Source organism: Rubellimicrobium rubrum (assembly GCF_006152115.1).
GTDB classification, from domain to species: Bacteria; Pseudomonadota; Alphaproteobacteria; order Rhodobacterales; family Rhodobacteraceae; genus Rubellimicrobium; species Rubellimicrobium rubrum.
In genome coordinates, this window is the sequence record NZ_VDFU01000008.1 from 57,066 (window position 1) to 71,030 (window position 13,965).

Below are 13,965 nucleotides of genomic sequence, written 5' to 3' on the forward strand. Positions count from 1 at the left end.
GACGCGCGCGGGCTTGCGGCCGACTTCGCGACGCCCTTAATCAGGGACAGCGCCTCTGGGGAATGGAATGCATCAGGACGATCCGCTTCGGGACGAGGCCGACGAGGCCACGGGCCCCCTGCGCCGGCGGCGCACGATGCCCCCGCGCAAGAAGCTGGCGCAGATCCTGGACGAGTTGGCCGCCGACGCGACCCGGACCCGCATCTCGCTGGCCGACTTGGTGCAGGCCATGCATGGCCGCGCCTTCGGGGCCCTCCTGCTGATCTTCGCGCTGCCCAACGCGCTGCCGGCGATCCCCGGCACCTCGGGCATCCTGGGGCTGCCGCTGGTGTTCCTGGCGTTCCAGATGATGCTGGGCAAGGAGCCCTGGCTGCCCCGCTTCATCGCCCTGCGCTCCATGCCACGCGACGACTTCGCCAACCTCGTGGAGCGGATCAATCCCTGGCTCGAATGGGCCGACCGCTTCACCGCCCCCCGCATCCAGATTCTGGCCGAGCCGTTGGCGCAGCGGCTGATCGGCGGCTTCTGCCTTTTGCTGTCGGTCGTGCTCGCGCTGCCGGTGCCCTTCGTCAACATGCTGCCGGGGGCCGCGCTCTGCCTGATCGGTCTGGGCGTGCTCGAACGCGACGGGCTTTGGATGAGCGGGGGGATCGCCGTGGGTGTCGTGGCGGTGATCGTGGCCGCCTTCGTGATCACCGTCCTGTCGGGCGGGGCCTGGTTCATCTTCACCAACGCCTTTTGACGGGGCACCTCCGGCCCGCTAGGCTTCTGCGATCCCCATCCAAGGAGGCCCCATGGCCGCCGCAGAAGCCGTCGCTCACGGCCCCGATCTCGCCGCTGCCGTGACCCTGCTTGGGGCTGCCGTGGTGGCGGTGCCCATCTTCCGCCGCCTGGGGTTGGGCTCGGTCCTGGGCTACCTTGCGGCGGGGCTCGTCATGGGGCCCTTCGGCTTCCACGTCATCCAGGACCCCGAGGCGATGCTCCATGTCGCGGAGCTGGGCGTGGTGCTGTTCCTGTTCATCATCGGCCTCGAGATGGAGCCGCGCCGGCTCTGGTCGATGCGGCAGGACATCTTCGGGCTGGGGCTCGCGCAGGTTGTCGCCTGCATGGCGCTGCTCAGTTGGGTGGGCGTGGCACTGGGCTATTCGGTCGCCACCTCGCTGATCGCGGGGACGGGCTTCGTGCTCACCTCGACCGCCATCGTCATGCAGATGCTGAACGAACGCGGCGACCTGTCCCGCGAAAAGGGGCAGCACATCGTCTCGATCCTCCTGCTCGAGGATCTCGCCATCGTGCCGCTCCTGGCCCTGGTGGCCTTCCTGGCCCCTGGCGGCGGCGAGCCGATGACGGGGGGCGAGCGGGCGATGTCCGTCGCTGTCGGGCTTGGTGCCATCGCGCTGCTGATCGTCGCGGGGCGCTACCTTCTCAACCCGCTGTTCCGGGTCCTCGCCACCTTTGGCGGCCGCGAGGTGATGACGGCTGGGGCGCTTCTCGTGGTGCTGGGCTCGGCGCTGCTCCTGCAGGGCGGCGGCCTGTCGGCGGCCATGGGGGCCTTCCTGGCCGGGGTGCTGCTGTCCGAGTCCACCTTCCGCCACCAGCTCGAGGCCGACATCGAGCCCTTCCGCGGCCTGCTCCTCGGCCTGTTCTTCCTGGCCGTGGGCATGTCGCTGGATCTGGCGGTGATCGCCGAGGAGTGGCCGGTGATCCTGCTCACCGTGGCCGCCTACATCCTCCTCAAATCCGCTGGCATCTACGCCGTGGCCCGCCTGTTCCGGGCCTCGCACGCCGAGGCGGTGGAACGGACCGTGCTGATGGCCCAAGGGGGCGAGTTCGCTTTCGTCCTCTACGGGGCCGCCCTGGCGGTCGGGCTGATCGACGCGCGTGGATCGGCCATGCTCACGGCCATCATCATCATCTCGATGATCCTCACCCCCCTGCTCATCTTTGCCCATGACCGGTTCGCGCGCGGCAGCACCGAGGCGGACGACAGCGACATGGAGGCCCCGGACGGTTTGGACGGATCGGTCCTGCTGATCGGCTACGGGCGCTTCGGCCAGATCGTGGCCCAGGTGCTGCTGTCGCGGGGCTGGTCGGTGTCGATCATCGACACGGACACCGACATGATCCGCGTCGCGGGCTTCATGGGGATGAAGGTCTATTTCGGCGACGGCGCGCGGCTCGACATCCTGCACGCGGCAGGCGCCCACGAGGCGCGCGCCATCCTCATCTGCATCGACCGCCCCGAGGCCTCGGTCCGCATCGCCGAGATCATCAAGGCCGAATACCCCCTGGTCCCGGTCTATGCCCGCGCCTACGACCGCGCCCATGCGCTGGCGCTGGTCCGCGCCGGGGTCGATTTCCAGATCCGCGAAACTCTGGAAAGCGCGCTCACCCTGGGGGCCCGCACGCTCGACGACCTGGGCGAAGCCCCGGAGGTGGTGGAGGAGGTCCTCGCCGCGGTGCGCAGGCGCGACGCGGACCGCTTCGCCGCGCAGATGGCCGGCGACCTCACGAGCGGGCGGGAGCTTCTCCTGTCGAACCTGCCCGACCACCTGAGGGACGCTGCCCGCGCCACGACCCTGCCGCAGAGCCTGTCGGGCTTCGGCCCGACCTACGGGTCGGGCGTGTCGGCGCCCCAGGACGGCCCCACGCCGTCCTCGGGCTAGGGGGTCAGACCCGCGCGCCCCACAGGTCGTATTCGCCCGCCTCCTCGACCTCGACGGTCACGAGGTCTCCGGGCTTCAGCCCCTCGAAGCCTTCGTCGATGAACAGGTTGCCGTCGATCTGGGGCGCGTCGCCCTTGGTGCGGCAGGTCGCACCGTCCTCGTCCACCTCATCGACCAGCACCTCCATCCGGGTGCCGACCTTGGTGGCCAGCTTGGCTTCGGAGATGGCCTGCGCCTTCTCCATGAACCGCTCCCACCGCTCCTGCTTGACCTCCGGGGCCACATGGTCCGGCAGCGCGTTGGACCGCGCCCCCTTCACGTCCTCGTACTGGAAGCAGCCCACGCGATCGAGTTGCGCCTCGTCCAGCCAATCCAGCAACGTCTCGAACTCCGCCTCCGTCTCGCCGGGGTAGCCGACGATGAAGGTGCTCCGCAGCACGATCTCGGGGCAGATGGACCGCCAGGCTGCGATCTCGTCCAGGGTCTTCGCGGCGGCGGCGGGCCGGGCCATGCGACGCAGCGTGTCGGGATGCGCGTGCTGGAACGGGATGTCGAGGTACGGGAGCACCAGACCCTCGGTCATCAGCGGGATCAGGTCGCGCACATGCGGGTACGGATAGACATAATGAAGCCGCACCCAGGCCCCCAACGACCCAAGGTCCCGTGCGAGGTTGGTGATATGTGCCCGGTGCCCCCGCTCCTCGGCATGCTTCAGGTCCACGCCATAGGCCGAGGTGTCCTGCGAGATGACCAGCAGTTCCTTCACCCCCGCTGCGACCAGCCGTTCGGCCTCCTTCACCACGGCAAAGGCCGGGCGCGACACCAGTCGCCCGCGCATGTCCGGGATGATGCAGAACTTGCATTTGTGGTTACAGCCCTCCGAGATCTTGAGGTAGCTGTAGTGCCGGGGAGTCAGCGACACCTGCTGAGCGGGCAGCAGGTCGATGAACGGGTTGGGCGACGGCGGCACGGCGGCGTGGACCGCGTCCAAGACCTGCTCGTACTGGTGCGGGCCCGTGACGGCCAGCACCTTGGGATGCGCGCCCGTGATGTATTCGGGCTCGGCGCCCAGGCACCCGGTCACCACCACCTTGCCGTTCTGCGCGATGGCCTCGCCGATGGCCTCCAGGCTTTCCGCCTTGGCGCTATCGAGGAAGCCGCAGGTGTTCACGATCACCGCATCGGCCCCCGAATAGTCGGGCGAGATGGCATACCCTTCGGCCCGCAGCCGCGTCAGGATGCGCTCGCTGTCCACCAGCGCCTTGGGGCAGCCAAGGCTCACCATGCCGATGGTCGGCTGGCCGGGGCGGGCCACGTCGGCGATCTTCAGCTTGGGCGCGAGGTCGGGGCGAAGGTTCGGCGGATTGAGCGTCATGCGGGCAGCCTCTGGCGGGATGGGCGGACATAGCGGCTTCACGCCCGCATGAAAAGTGGGACGCCTTGCCACGCCCATGCGCCTTCCGTCAGATGCCAGCAACAACGGAGCCATCATGACCGACCGTCCCCTGATCCTCGCCTGTCCGCTACCCCGAACGCTGCCCCTTCTTTTTGCGCCCGACCTGCTGCGCGGATTGTTCGACCGCTACGACGTGATAGAGACCACCGATGACGCGCTGCCCCACCTGCCCCCCGACACGCTGCGCGAGGCCCGCTACGTCATCGGCCAGCCGCCCCTGACGCCGGACCTGCTGGCGCGGATGGAGTCGCTGCGCTGCATCTTCAACGTCGAATCCAACCTCCTCCCCAACATGCCCTACGAGGACGCCTTCGCGCGCGGCATCCATGTCGTGACGACCGGCGCGGTCTTCGCGGAACCCGTGGCCGAGATCGGGCTGGGCTTCGCGCTGAGCCTCGCCCGCAATATCCACGGCGCTGACGCCGATTTCCGCGCGGGCCGGGAGCAGTGGGGCGGCGAAGGCAATGCCGCGGCGCGGCTCCTCACCGGCTCGACGGTCGGCATCCTCGGCATGGGAATGCTCGGGCAGGCCGTGGCGCGGGTTCTGGGCGGCTTCCGGCCCCGGCTCCTTGCCCACGACCCCTGGCAAGCCCCGTCCGTCACCCGCGCGCTGGGGGCCGAGCCGGTGGACCTGTCCACGCTGCTGTCCCAGTCCGAGACGCTGTTCGTCACCGCCGCCGTGACGAGCGAGAACCAGGGCTTCCTGGGGGCCGAGACCTTTGCCAAGATGCCCAAGGGCGCCGCGCTGATCCTTTTGTCCCGCGCGGGCGTGGTGGATTTCGACGCGCTGATCGAGGCCGTCCGCTCGGGCCATATCCAGGCGGCGAGCGACGTCTTCCCCGAAGAGCCCCTGCCCCTCGACCACCCTGTCCGGAGCCTCCCCGGCTTCCTGCTGTCCGCCCACCGCGCGGGCGCACTCGACATCGCGTTCAAGCGGATGGGCGAAATGGTGATGGAGGATCTGGCGCTCCTCGACCGCGACCTGCCACCCCAGGTCTGTCGCCGCGCCGAGCGCGAGACGGTGGCGCGCTTCCGCTCCAAGCCGGTCACGACGAACTAGGCGGGATCAGATGCCGAAGGCGGGATGGTAGCCCACGGCGCCCGTGGGCTCGTCCCCAAAGGGCAGGACGAACAAATGCTCGGCCGGCAGGCCCGGTGCATGGAGCCCGCGCGGTGGGCGGAACCCGAAGCGCCCGTAGTAGCCACCGTCCCCCAGCAGGACGCAGCCTCCTGACCCCAACCCGCGCAGCCGGGTCAGCGCTTCGACGATCAGGCCGCTCCCGATCCCTTGGCCCTGACGCTCCGGCAGGACCGCGACAGGCCCCAGGCCGTGCCACCCGGACGGTCCCCCGTCCAGAGTGACCGGAGAGACGATCACCTGCCCGACCACACGCCCGGTGTCCTCGGCCACAAGGGCAACCGTCGCGGCCCCGGCGTCGTGCAGCGCGGCATGGATGCGCGCCTCGGTCCCGCTCGCATAGGGACGGCCTGCAAAGGCCGAAACGACAAGGGCGGCGACCGCCTCGCGATCACCGCCCTCTTCGTCCCGAATCCGGATGGCCGTCACCGACGCCGGTCGCGGCGCGCGCTCATGGGCTGGAAGGCCACGCCCACATGCGCCTCGCAATAGGGCTTGCCCTGCTGCACGGGCATGCCGCAGAACCAGAAGTTCGGCGTCGCGGGATCGCCCACGGGCCATTTGCAGGTCTTCTCGGTCAGCTCCATGAGGGTGAGCCGCTTGGAGGTCTTCTCCACCGCCAGCGCGGCGGCCTGGGCCTCGGGGCTGATCTCGTTGGCCGAAGGCTGTGGCGGCAGGGGCTGCCCGGCCGGGATGATCTGGCGCCGGAACGGCACCGGCGCACTGGCCTCCTCCTGCTCCTCCGCCTCTTCGGGCTCGGGTTCCTCGACCTCGACTTCGGCGGGCATCTCCTCGGGCTCGTCGTCCTCGACGGGCGCAGCGGCGACGGGCGCGCGGGCCGGGGCGGCCGGGATCGGCTGGACGGGCACCTCCTCCTCCACGATCTCGGGAAGGCCATCCTCGGCACGGCTGCCGGGAACGGCGCGGTTCGACAGGCCCAGGCGATGCACCTTGCCGATCACCGCGTTGCGCGTGACCTGCCCCAGCTCCTTGGCGATCTGGCTCGCTGAGGCGCCCTCGGCCCACATCCGCTTGAGCGTTTCGACGCGTTCGTCAGTCCAGGACATCGCGCCCCCTCCGAAAATCATGACGCACCGAGATACAGACCACCCGGGCGGAGTTCAAGACGCGGCATGACCCGACCGGATCATTCGCCGCACCCCTTCAGACCTTATCCCTGACGAACGCGCCGCGCCGCCGTCAGGATCGCGAAGGCTCCCGCGGCCACGGTCACCGTGGCGGGACCGACCCCGGAATCCGCAGCCACCGCCAGCCCGAGCCCACCCAGGGATGCCAGCACCCCGATGCCGCAGGCAGCCAGCGCCATGCCTTCGGGCGTCCGGGCCAGGGTCCGCGCCGCTGCGGCGGGGATGATGAGCAGTGCCGTGACCAGAAGCGCCCCCACGACCTGGATCGCCACCGCTACCACCCCGGCCAGAAGCAATGACAGAAGCAGCGTCCCGCGCGAAGGGTCCATGCCCCCCGCCCGCGCAAGGTCGGGGGACAGCGTGGAGGTCAGCAGCAGCGGCCAGTTCCGCCAGACAAGGAACGCCACGACCGCCGCGCCGCCCCAGATCAGCGCCAGGTCTCCACGGCCCACGGTCAGCACGTCGCCGAACAGGAACGCCTCGAGGTTGACCCGCGGCCCCGGCGTCAGCGCCACGGCAAAGAGGCCGACCCCCAGCGCCCCGTGCGCCAGCACACCCAACGCCGTGTCCACCGCGTGCCCTCGCTCTGTCAGGGCAAACACCAGCAGCGCCATCGCCCCCGCCACGAGAAGGATGCCCAGCGTCACCGGCGTCCCGAAGGCGAGGCTCAGCGCGATGCCCAGGATCGAGGCATGGGCCGTCGCATCCCCGAAATAGGCCATCCGCCGCCAGACGACGAAGCAGCCCAGAAGCCCGGCGGCCAGCGCCACCCCCACGCCCGCCAGCGCGGCGCGCATCAGGAACGAATCGAGGAGCATCACGCCTCCTCGCCGTGGTGGTGGTGATGATGCGCCGCATGGTCCGCGTGGTCGTGATCGTGCCGGTACAGCGCCAGCGCGCCCCTGGTCCCCGTTCCGAACAGCTCCCGATAGGCCGGCGCGGCGGACACCATGGCCGGATGCCCCTCGCAGCAGACATGGCCATTGAGGCAGACGACCCGGTCCGACGCGCTCATCACGACATGAAGGTCGTGGCTGACCATCAGGATCGCGCAGCCCAGCCGTGCCCGAATCTCCTCAAGGCTTTGGTAGAAGGCCGCTGATCCCGGCTGATCGAGGCCCTGCGTCGGCTCGTCCAGCATCAGGATGTCGGGCCGGGACAGGATCGCGCGGGCCAGCAGCACCCGCTGGAACTGCCCGCCCGACAGGTCGGCCATCTGCCGCCCCATGACGTGCCCCGCCCCCGCCTCGTCCAGCGCGGCCTCGGCCTCGGCCGTCCCGACCCGCGTCGGGAGATCGAGGAAACGCCGCACGGTCAGGGGCAGCGTCGGGTCGATATGGAGCTTCTGCGGCACGTAGCCGATCCGAAGCCCAGCCGCCTTGAGGATGCGCCCCTTGGTCGGCCGCTGCGCCCCGATCAGGCAGCGCAGCAGCGTGGACTTGCCGGACCCGTTCGGGCCGACCAGCGTGACGATCTCGCCGCCGTCGATCCTGACGGAGACGTCATGGAGGACCTGCGTCCTACCATGGCGCACGTCGAGATGCTCCGCCGCGATCAGGGCCATCAGGCCGCTCCCTTCGCATGAGGCCGGCAGGCCGGGCAAAGCCCCTGCGCCTCGACCACCGTCCGCTCGATGGCAAAGCCCTCGGCCTCGGCCTCCGGGGCAAGGGGCGCTTCGATGGCCTCCTCGGCCACGCGGCGGCACGACCGGCAGACAAGGAAGCTCGGGGCGTGCGGGGCGCCGGGCCGCGCGCAGGCGACAAAGGCCGACAAGCCCTCGATCCGATGGGCAAAGCCGTTGTCCACCAGGAACCCCAGCGCCCGATACGCCACAGGAGGCTTGGAGCCGAAGCCTTCGGCCTCCAGCCGCGCCAGCACGTCATAGGCCCCCAACGCGGCATGGGACTCGAGCAGGATTTCCAGCGTCCGACGGCGCAGGGGCGTCAGCGACAGGCCGCGCCCGTCGCAGGTCTCCTCGGCCGCGCGCAAGGCCGAGGCGATGCAGGTGCCGTGGTCGTGGCGATCAAAGGCATGGGGCATCACAGGGCCTGCGTTACAAGGTAACGACGATTAGCATCCCCGCGCCTCCCAACGCAAGGCCACCATTACAAGGTAACGATGCCTCTTGTTATACTATAACGACGCCGGTAGGACGGAGGGCGACCAATGCCTTCAAGGAGCCGTCATGCCCGCCACCTTCCGCACCAGCGCCCTTCTCCTGCTCACCTCAGCGCCCGCCTGGGCCGAGGTGCCGACCGTGCTCGCGGACACCGCCCCTGTCCATAGCCTCGTTGCCATGGTCATGGGCGACCTGGGGGAGCCCGCGATGATCGTGCCGCCGGGCACTTCGCCCCATGACGCCAGCCTGTCCCCGTCCGAGGCGCAGGCCCTGACCGAGGCCGAGCTGATCGTCTGGACGGGCGACGCTTTCCTGCCCTGGCTAGGGGAAAGCCTAGCCTCCCTCGCGCCGCAGGCCGAGGTGCTCGGCCTCCTGGACAGCCCCGGCTGGGAGCCCCTGCCGGCCATGGCCGACGAGGACCATGGGCACGAGCATGACCACGACCATGGCGGGGCCGAGATCGACCCGCATGCCTGGCTCGATCCGGCCGTCGCCGCGGCATGGACCGCCAGCATCGCCGACGCGCTCGCCGCCCTGGACCCCGACAATGCCGAAACCTATCGCGCCAATGCGGACGCGGCCTCTCAGCGCCTGACGGTTTTGGGCCAGGACCTGGCCTCGCGCCTTGCGCCCCATGCGGGCGTATCGGTGGCCGTGGGTCACAACGCCTACCGGTATCTTGAACGGGCCTCGGGCCTCGGGTCCAGCCGCGCCATCGCCCATGCCGACGGCGCCGGGCCAGCCCCTTCGGACGTGACGACCCTGCGCGAGGCCGTCCTCGCGGGTGAGGTCCGCTGCCTGCTCGTGGACGCCGAAACCGACCCGTCCTGGGCCGAGACGCTGGGCGAAGGCGCGCAACTGCGCACGGCCACCGTGGACCCGGACGGGGTGAACCTTGCGCCTGGGGCCGATCTCTACCCGACCCTGGTCGAGAACATCGGGCAGGCGCTGGAAACCTGCCTCGCGCCCTAACGAAAAACCGCCGGATCGCAGGGGTGCGATCCGGCGGCCAGGTCACCGGGTCCAAGGACCCGGATCGCGACCCCGTTCCGGGGCCTGCGTCAGGTCACTGCTGGGCGTCGGCCGACGGCAGCAGCACGGTGTCGATCACGTGGATCACGCCGTTCGACTGGTCCACGTCCGCGATGGTGACGGTGGCCGTGCGGCCCTGCTCGTCGGTGATCATCACCATGCCGTTCTGGGTCGTGGCCTGCAGCACGCAGCCGCCTACGGTCTCGATCGGGTGGGTGCCGCCATCGGCCTCGATCATGCCGACGATGTCCGTCGAAAAGGCTTCGGCGGCGATGACGTGGCAGGTCAGGATCTGCGTCAGCCGGTCCTTGTTCTGCGGCTCGAGCAGCGATTCCACGGTGCCCGCGGGCAGCGCGGCAAAGGCTTCGTTGGTGGGGGCGAGCACGGTGAACGGTCCCGCGCCCTGAAGCGTCTCGACCAGGCCGGCAGCCTGGACGGCGGCCACGAGCGTGGTGTGGTCGGCCGAATTCAGCGCGTTGGTCACGATGTCATTGGTCGCGGGCATCTCCGCGCCACCAACCATGGGATTGGCCATCTGGGCCAAGGCAGCCCCCCCGACGAGCGCGAAAGCGGAAGCGGCAAGAAGCGTTTTCATGATCTGGTTTCCCTGACTTCGGTTCTGACACCCCGGGGATCGTCCCGGGAACACCCAAAGTCACGAAGCGGGCCGGGACAGAGTTTCAGCAGTCTGCAAATTCTTGTGTTCACGAACGCGTGAAGACGAACAGACGTCAGAGCAGGCCCGCTAATGGCCGGTGAGCCTGGCCCTCAAAGGACGGAACGGCTTTTCCACGACCTCGTACACCAGGGCGGCCACGGCCACCGACAGGGTGAAGGACAGCAGGATCAGGGGCACGCTTCCCATCGCCAGACCGTTCCGGACCAGCGCCTGGATGATGACGAAGTGGATGAGGTACATCGTGTAGGGATACACGCCGATCCGCCGGACCCAGCCCCAGTTCAGGACGCGGAACACCGGAGCATCGGGCCACGTGACGGCGTAATGGAACACCGGCATGAGAGCGAGGCCCTGAAGGCTGTAACGGAGCGTGGAGCGGAATGCCTCGCCCTGATGGACGAAGGTTCCTTCAAAGACGACGCAGGAGGGCCAGGGCGGAACGGCCGGTCGGGAAGACCTGCCCCGCCACGCCGCGCCAGTGCATCAGCGCCAGGACGCAGCCGTACAGAAGGCTGTCGAACCGGGTATCGGTAGAGATGTAGATCGACCATTCCGACGACCCGAGGACGAAGTACCGAAAGCTCCGCCAGACGAGCAGGGCAACGAGCAGGACGATCAGATGCCTCAACCCGATCCAGCGCCGCCCGATGGCGATGAACAGGGCGGGCCAGATCAGATAGAAATGCTCCTCCACCGACAGCGACCAGAGAATCCCCAGGCCATTGACCCATTCGTCCGACCCCGTGAGGAGGGAGTGGTAGTTGTAGTAGAACAGGATCTGGCTCACCAGCGTCGAGCGGTCCAGATCCGCTCCGGCCAGCCCCAACATCGCCGCGACGCCCGCAAGCAGCAGGCAGGCCAGCAGAGGCGGCCCCAGGCGGACCAGGCGCCGCAGGTAAAAGGCCCCCAGCGCGATCGAGCCATACCGGTCGTGCTCCCGCGTCAGCAGCGTCGTGATCAGGAAGCCCGAGAGGAAGAAGAACACCGTCACCCCAAAGCCGCCCGGAATCAGGCACGACGCCCCGGCGTGGCTCAGCAGCACGATGAGGATGGACGCCGCCCGCAGGCCATCGAGCGAGGGGATGTAGGACGAGCCAGCGATCCCGGATGGGTTGGTCCCCCGGCCCCGGCCCTTCAGCGGGATCGCAGGCTCAGGCTGCCCCAAGATTCAACGCACCCATACCCAAGTCGGCCACCCCGAGATGACACAGCCCATGATGCGGCCCCGTCTTGGTTCTGGGATGTGGTGCTCCGGGGCGGCTCCTGCAAGCGTGCCTTGCAGGAACACGCACCTGCCACGGGGCGTGGACGGAGCGTGGACGGAGCGTGGACGAAGTCCGGCCTCAGAAGTCCGTCGGCGCGCCGCCCTCGCGCTTTCGCCGGGGCCACGAAGTCCGTCAGCGACTCGCGTGTGGCCGGGTCCATGGGCGGCTCCTCGAAACTCGCGAGGATCTCCTTGTAAAGCCGGGGCGCGCGCTCCTGCGTCCAGACGCCGCCTGCGACCTCCCAAGCCTCGCAGTTCCGCCAGTCCGAGACAAAGGGCGCGTAGAAGGCCTTCGCGTAGCGACCCTGCGTATGCTGGATGCCGAAGTGATGCCCTGACGATCCGACCTCGCGGATCGCGTCCAGCGCGATGTCGTCCACGCCCGTGGCCCAGACCGCGGGCTCCATGTAACGTTGGATCACCTGCAGGACCTCGCAGTCCATGACGACCTTCTTGGGGGAAGCGATCAGCCCCCCAGCCAGCCGCGTGACAGACCATGTTGGTGCGCGCTTGGACCGCCGACCACAGGCTGTTGCTGGTTTCCCACATCGCCTGCCCGTCCGGCACGTTGGCGGCACAGACTCCGCTCGCGCGCAGGGGCAGCCCGCAGAACCGCGCCATCTGGCCGGTCATCGGCGTGGCGCGCAGGTATTCCGGCGTGCCAAAGGCCGGAGCGCCCGACTTCATGTCCACATTGCTGGTGAAGTTCCCGATCACGCAGGCGCACCCTGGCGCGGCCCACTGGAACAGCGCGATGGCCGACAGCGCCTCGGTGACCGACAGCGCAACCGCTCCCGCCATGGTCACCGGCGCCATGGCGCCTGCCAGCGTGAAGGGCGTCACCACCACCGCCCACCCCCGCCGGATCATCCGCAGGCAGCCGTCGATCATCGGCCGGTCGTGCTTCAGCGGCGAGGTCGAGTTGATGTTGGCGTACATCCAGGGCGTCGCCTGGAACTTCCCCTCGGACAGGCCCCCCCGCGATCCGCACCATCCCCATCGCGTCCTTGACCCGCTCGCGGCCCAGCGAATAGGCGTGCACGACCTTGTCGGTGATCGTCAGCTTGTCGAACAGCACGTCGAGGTGACGCACCGAGGGATGGATCTCCACCGGCTCCACCGGATAGCCGCCCGCGACGTGGATGCGGTTGACGTGCTGCGTCAGCCGGAACAGGTCCGCGCAATGCCCGCGCGTCCCCGGCACCTTCCGCCCGATCTCCATGTCCCAGTGGTTCGGAGGCGAGGACACGTTGCCGAACAGGATGGCCGTGTCGCCGATGGGCAGAACGCGGTCCGGGTTGCGGGGGGTCGATCGTGAACTCCGGGCGCGCGGCCCACCATCTCCATCACCCAGTCCCGTCCCATGCGGAGGTTTCGGCCGTTGACCGTGCAACCAGCCTGCTGGAACAGCGCCACGGCCTCGTCGTTCAGGAACTCGATCCGGATCTCCTTGAGGACGCGCATCGCGGCGGCGTGGATCGCCTCCACGCCCGCCTCGTCCAGGGGCTCGATGCGACGGTCGTGGTCGACGGGATACGCCAAGGCATCTGCTCCATGACGGCCGTGCCCCGCCGCGCTGCGTTCCCGGCCCGTTCCCCATGGCGGCGCTTGCGCCCGCCCGCATCGGCCAGATCGTTGGGCATGGGGCCCTCCCTCCCGGTTCCGGGCACAGCCTGTCAGGCGGCCCGGTCCCGGTCGGACCCTCCTGCTGACGTCGGGGGTCGCTTTCGGGAAACGCCCTTGCCGCGTCCCGGCGCTCAGCCCCGCTCGGCCACCCAGTCCGGCAGCTCGGCGATCGACTCCAGCACCACGGTGCCGGCAGGCTCCAGCGCCTCGCGCCCGGCCACGCCGGTCAGGACGCCGACGCCGGCCATCCCCGCCGTCCGGGCGGCGGCAAGGTCATGCAGGCTGTCGCCCACCATCACGCAGGCGGCGGGCTCCAGCCCAACCGCATCGGCAAAGGCGAGGAGCTGCCCCGCCGCGGGCTTGCCGCCCCAGCCGCTGTCGAACCCGGCGATGAAGCCGAACCGCTCCTCGATCCCCGCCGCGCGCAGATGCGACCGCGCGGGCCCTTCGGTGTCGTTGGTCGCCACCCCCAGCGACAGGCCCATGCCCGCCAGCCGGTCCAGCACCTCGCGAAGACCCGCGACCTCCACCTGCGGCGCGTCGGCGGCGCGGTCGTTCATGCGCGCCATCAGCGCCTCCTTGTCCACCCCCGGCAGGACGGCGGTCAGGTGCTCGGCCACTGTCTCGGTGGTCGAGGCGATGACGATGCTGTCGGGATGGAACCGGCTCGTCGCCAGATCGTAGCCCAGCACCTCGGCGATGCGGTCGCGCAGGGCGGGGTCGCCGCCCGACTCGGCCTCGATCATGCCGCGGCTCCAGGCCCCCCAGGTCGCCTGGAAATCGAACAGCGTCCCGTCCTTGTCGAAAAGGATTCCCTTGATGCGCGTCATTCCACCG

Annotated in this window: 14 protein-coding genes and 1 pseudogene; 4 read left to right on the forward strand and 11 right to left on the reverse strand. The window is 69.4% G+C overall.

The genetic code is table 11. The annotated features are described in order from the left end of the window. The first annotated feature begins 67 nt into the window (after positions 1 to 67). Together FHG66_RS08945 and FHG66_RS08950 are read left to right on the forward strand one after the other, a co-directional pair. Positions 68 to 742 (forward strand): exopolysaccharide biosynthesis protein, encoded by a 675-nt coding sequence (locus FHG66_RS08945; protein ID WP_218013812.1) that lies wholly within the window; start codon positions 68 to 70, stop codon positions 740 to 742. Between the two features lie 52 nt (positions 743 to 794). After that, positions 795 to 2,666, forward strand: a complete 1,872-nt coding sequence (locus FHG66_RS08950) for a monovalent cation:proton antiporter-2 (CPA2) family protein (RefSeq protein ID WP_139076406.1) — start codon at positions 795 to 797, stop codon at positions 2,664 to 2,666. Positions 2,667 to 2,670: 4 nt separating this feature from the next. Here FHG66_RS08950 and rimO read toward each other — a convergent pair whose 3' ends face one another. Then, positions 2,671 to 4,041, reverse strand: a complete 1,371-nt coding sequence (rimO, locus tag FHG66_RS08955; protein ID WP_139076407.1) for a 30S ribosomal protein S12 methylthiotransferase RimO — start codon at positions 4,039 to 4,041, stop codon at positions 2,671 to 2,673. A 115-nt stretch (positions 4,042 to 4,156) separates the two neighbouring features. On the opposite strand from rimO, the gene FHG66_RS08960 reads away from it, so the two are divergent. Then, on the forward strand, positions 4,157 to 5,182 hold the full coding sequence (locus FHG66_RS08960) for a hydroxyacid dehydrogenase (RefSeq protein WP_139076408.1): 1,026 nt from the start codon (positions 4,157 to 4,159) through the stop codon (positions 5,180 to 5,182). Between the two features lie 6 nt (positions 5,183 to 5,188). Here the strand turns inward: FHG66_RS08960 and FHG66_RS08965 are convergent, their stop codons facing one another. The 5 genes from FHG66_RS08965 to FHG66_RS08985 all read right to left on the reverse strand — a co-directional run bounded on the left by FHG66_RS08965 (position 5,189) and on the right by FHG66_RS08985 (position 8,448). Next, the gene (locus FHG66_RS08965; protein WP_246082528.1) at positions 5,189 to 5,689 is read right to left on the reverse strand and encodes a GNAT family N-acetyltransferase; all 501 of its coding nucleotides are present in this window, start codon (positions 5,687 to 5,689) and stop codon (positions 5,189 to 5,191) included. Next, positions 5,686 to 6,327, reverse strand: coding sequence for a GcrA family cell cycle regulator (locus FHG66_RS08970; RefSeq protein ID WP_139076409.1), 642 nt, complete (start codon positions 6,325 to 6,327; stop codon positions 5,686 to 5,688). Before FHG66_RS08970 ends, FHG66_RS08965 begins: the two co-directional genes overlap by 4 nt. Positions 6,328 to 6,431: 104 nt before the next feature. After that, complete coding sequence (locus tag FHG66_RS08975; RefSeq protein WP_139076410.1) at positions 6,432 to 7,226, reverse strand: metal ABC transporter permease; 795 nt, start codon at positions 7,224 to 7,226, stop codon at positions 6,432 to 6,434. Then, entirely contained in the window at positions 7,226 to 7,972 is a 747-nt protein-coding gene (locus FHG66_RS08980; protein ID WP_139076411.1) for an ATP-binding cassette domain-containing protein, read from the reverse strand. The genes FHG66_RS08975 and FHG66_RS08980 overlap by 1 nt, the downstream gene beginning before the upstream one ends. Beyond that, positions 7,972 to 8,448: a Fur family transcriptional regulator gene (locus FHG66_RS08985; RefSeq protein WP_139076412.1), complete on the reverse strand. Its 477-nt coding sequence runs from the start codon at positions 8,446 to 8,448 to the stop codon at positions 7,972 to 7,974. Before FHG66_RS08985 ends, FHG66_RS08980 begins: the two co-directional genes overlap by 1 nt. Before the next feature lie 145 nt (positions 8,449 to 8,593). On the opposite strand from FHG66_RS08985, the gene FHG66_RS08990 reads away from it, so the two are divergent. After that, on the forward strand, positions 8,594 to 9,499 hold the full coding sequence (locus FHG66_RS08990) for a zinc ABC transporter substrate-binding protein (RefSeq protein ID WP_139076413.1): 906 nt from the start codon (positions 8,594 to 8,596) through the stop codon (positions 9,497 to 9,499). Between the two features lie 94 nt (positions 9,500 to 9,593). On the opposite strand, the gene FHG66_RS08995 is transcribed toward FHG66_RS08990, so the two are convergent. The 5 genes and pseudogenes from FHG66_RS08995 to FHG66_RS09015 form a co-directional block, all read right to left on the reverse strand. Beyond that, complete coding sequence (locus FHG66_RS08995; protein ID WP_139076414.1) at positions 9,594 to 10,154, reverse strand: fasciclin domain-containing protein; 561 nt, start codon at positions 10,152 to 10,154, stop codon at positions 9,594 to 9,596. Positions 10,155 to 10,304: 150 nt separating this feature from the next. Next, on the reverse strand, positions 10,305 to 10,577 hold the full coding sequence (locus tag FHG66_RS09000) for an acyltransferase family protein (protein ID WP_139076415.1): 273 nt from the start codon (positions 10,575 to 10,577) through the stop codon (positions 10,305 to 10,307). A 70-nt stretch (positions 10,578 to 10,647) separates the two neighbouring features. Next, positions 10,648 to 11,403, reverse strand: coding sequence for an acyltransferase family protein (locus tag FHG66_RS09005; protein ID WP_176556173.1), 756 nt, complete (start codon positions 11,401 to 11,403; stop codon positions 10,648 to 10,650). Positions 11,404 to 11,581: 178 nt separating this feature from the next. Further along, positions 11,582 to 13,145, reverse strand: a pseudogene (locus FHG66_RS09010) (trimethylamine methyltransferase family protein). 114 nt (positions 13,146 to 13,259) lie between these two features. Further along, entirely contained in the window at positions 13,260 to 13,958 is a 699-nt protein-coding gene (locus FHG66_RS09015; protein ID WP_139076417.1) for an HAD family hydrolase, read from the reverse strand. Between the last annotated feature and the right edge of the window lie 7 nt (positions 13,959 to 13,965).

Bases quoted from the DNA above. Each gene is read 5' to 3' on its own strand.
- FHG66_RS08990 (WP_139076413.1), top strand. From the start codon at position 8,594: ATGCCCGCCACCTTCCGCACCAGCGCCCTTCTCCTGCTCACCTCAGCG.
- FHG66_RS08995 (WP_139076414.1), bottom strand. From the start codon at position 10,154: ATGAAAACGCTTCTTGCCGCTTCCGCTTTCGCGCTCGTCGGGGGGGCT.
- FHG66_RS08985 (WP_139076412.1), bottom strand. From the start codon at position 8,448: ATGCCCCATGCCTTTGATCGCCACGACCACGGCACCTGCATCGCCTCG.
- FHG66_RS08980 (WP_139076411.1), bottom strand. From the start codon at position 7,972: ATGGCCCTGATCGCGGCGGAGCATCTCGACGTGCGCCATGGTAGGACG.
- FHG66_RS08960 (WP_139076408.1), top strand. From the start codon at position 4,157: ATGACCGACCGTCCCCTGATCCTCGCCTGTCCGCTACCCCGAACGCTG.
- FHG66_RS08970 (WP_139076409.1), bottom strand. From the start codon at position 6,327: ATGTCCTGGACTGACGAACGCGTCGAAACGCTCAAGCGGATGTGGGCC.
- FHG66_RS09015 (WP_139076417.1), bottom strand. From the start codon at position 13,958: ATGACGCGCATCAAGGGAATCCTTTTCGACAAGGACGGGACGCTGTTC.
- FHG66_RS09000 (WP_139076415.1), bottom strand. From the start codon at position 10,577: ATGCCGGTGTTCCATTACGCCGTCACGTGGCCCGATGCTCCGGTGTTC.
- FHG66_RS08950 (WP_139076406.1), top strand. From the start codon at position 795: ATGGCCGCCGCAGAAGCCGTCGCTCACGGCCCCGATCTCGCCGCTGCC.
- FHG66_RS08945 (WP_218013812.1), top strand. From the start codon at position 68: ATGCATCAGGACGATCCGCTTCGGGACGAGGCCGACGAGGCCACGGGC.
- FHG66_RS08975 (WP_139076410.1), bottom strand. From the start codon at position 7,226: ATGCTCCTCGATTCGTTCCTGATGCGCGCCGCGCTGGCGGGCGTGGGG.
- rimO (WP_139076407.1), bottom strand. From the start codon at position 4,041: ATGACGCTCAATCCGCCGAACCTTCGCCCCGACCTCGCGCCCAAGCTG.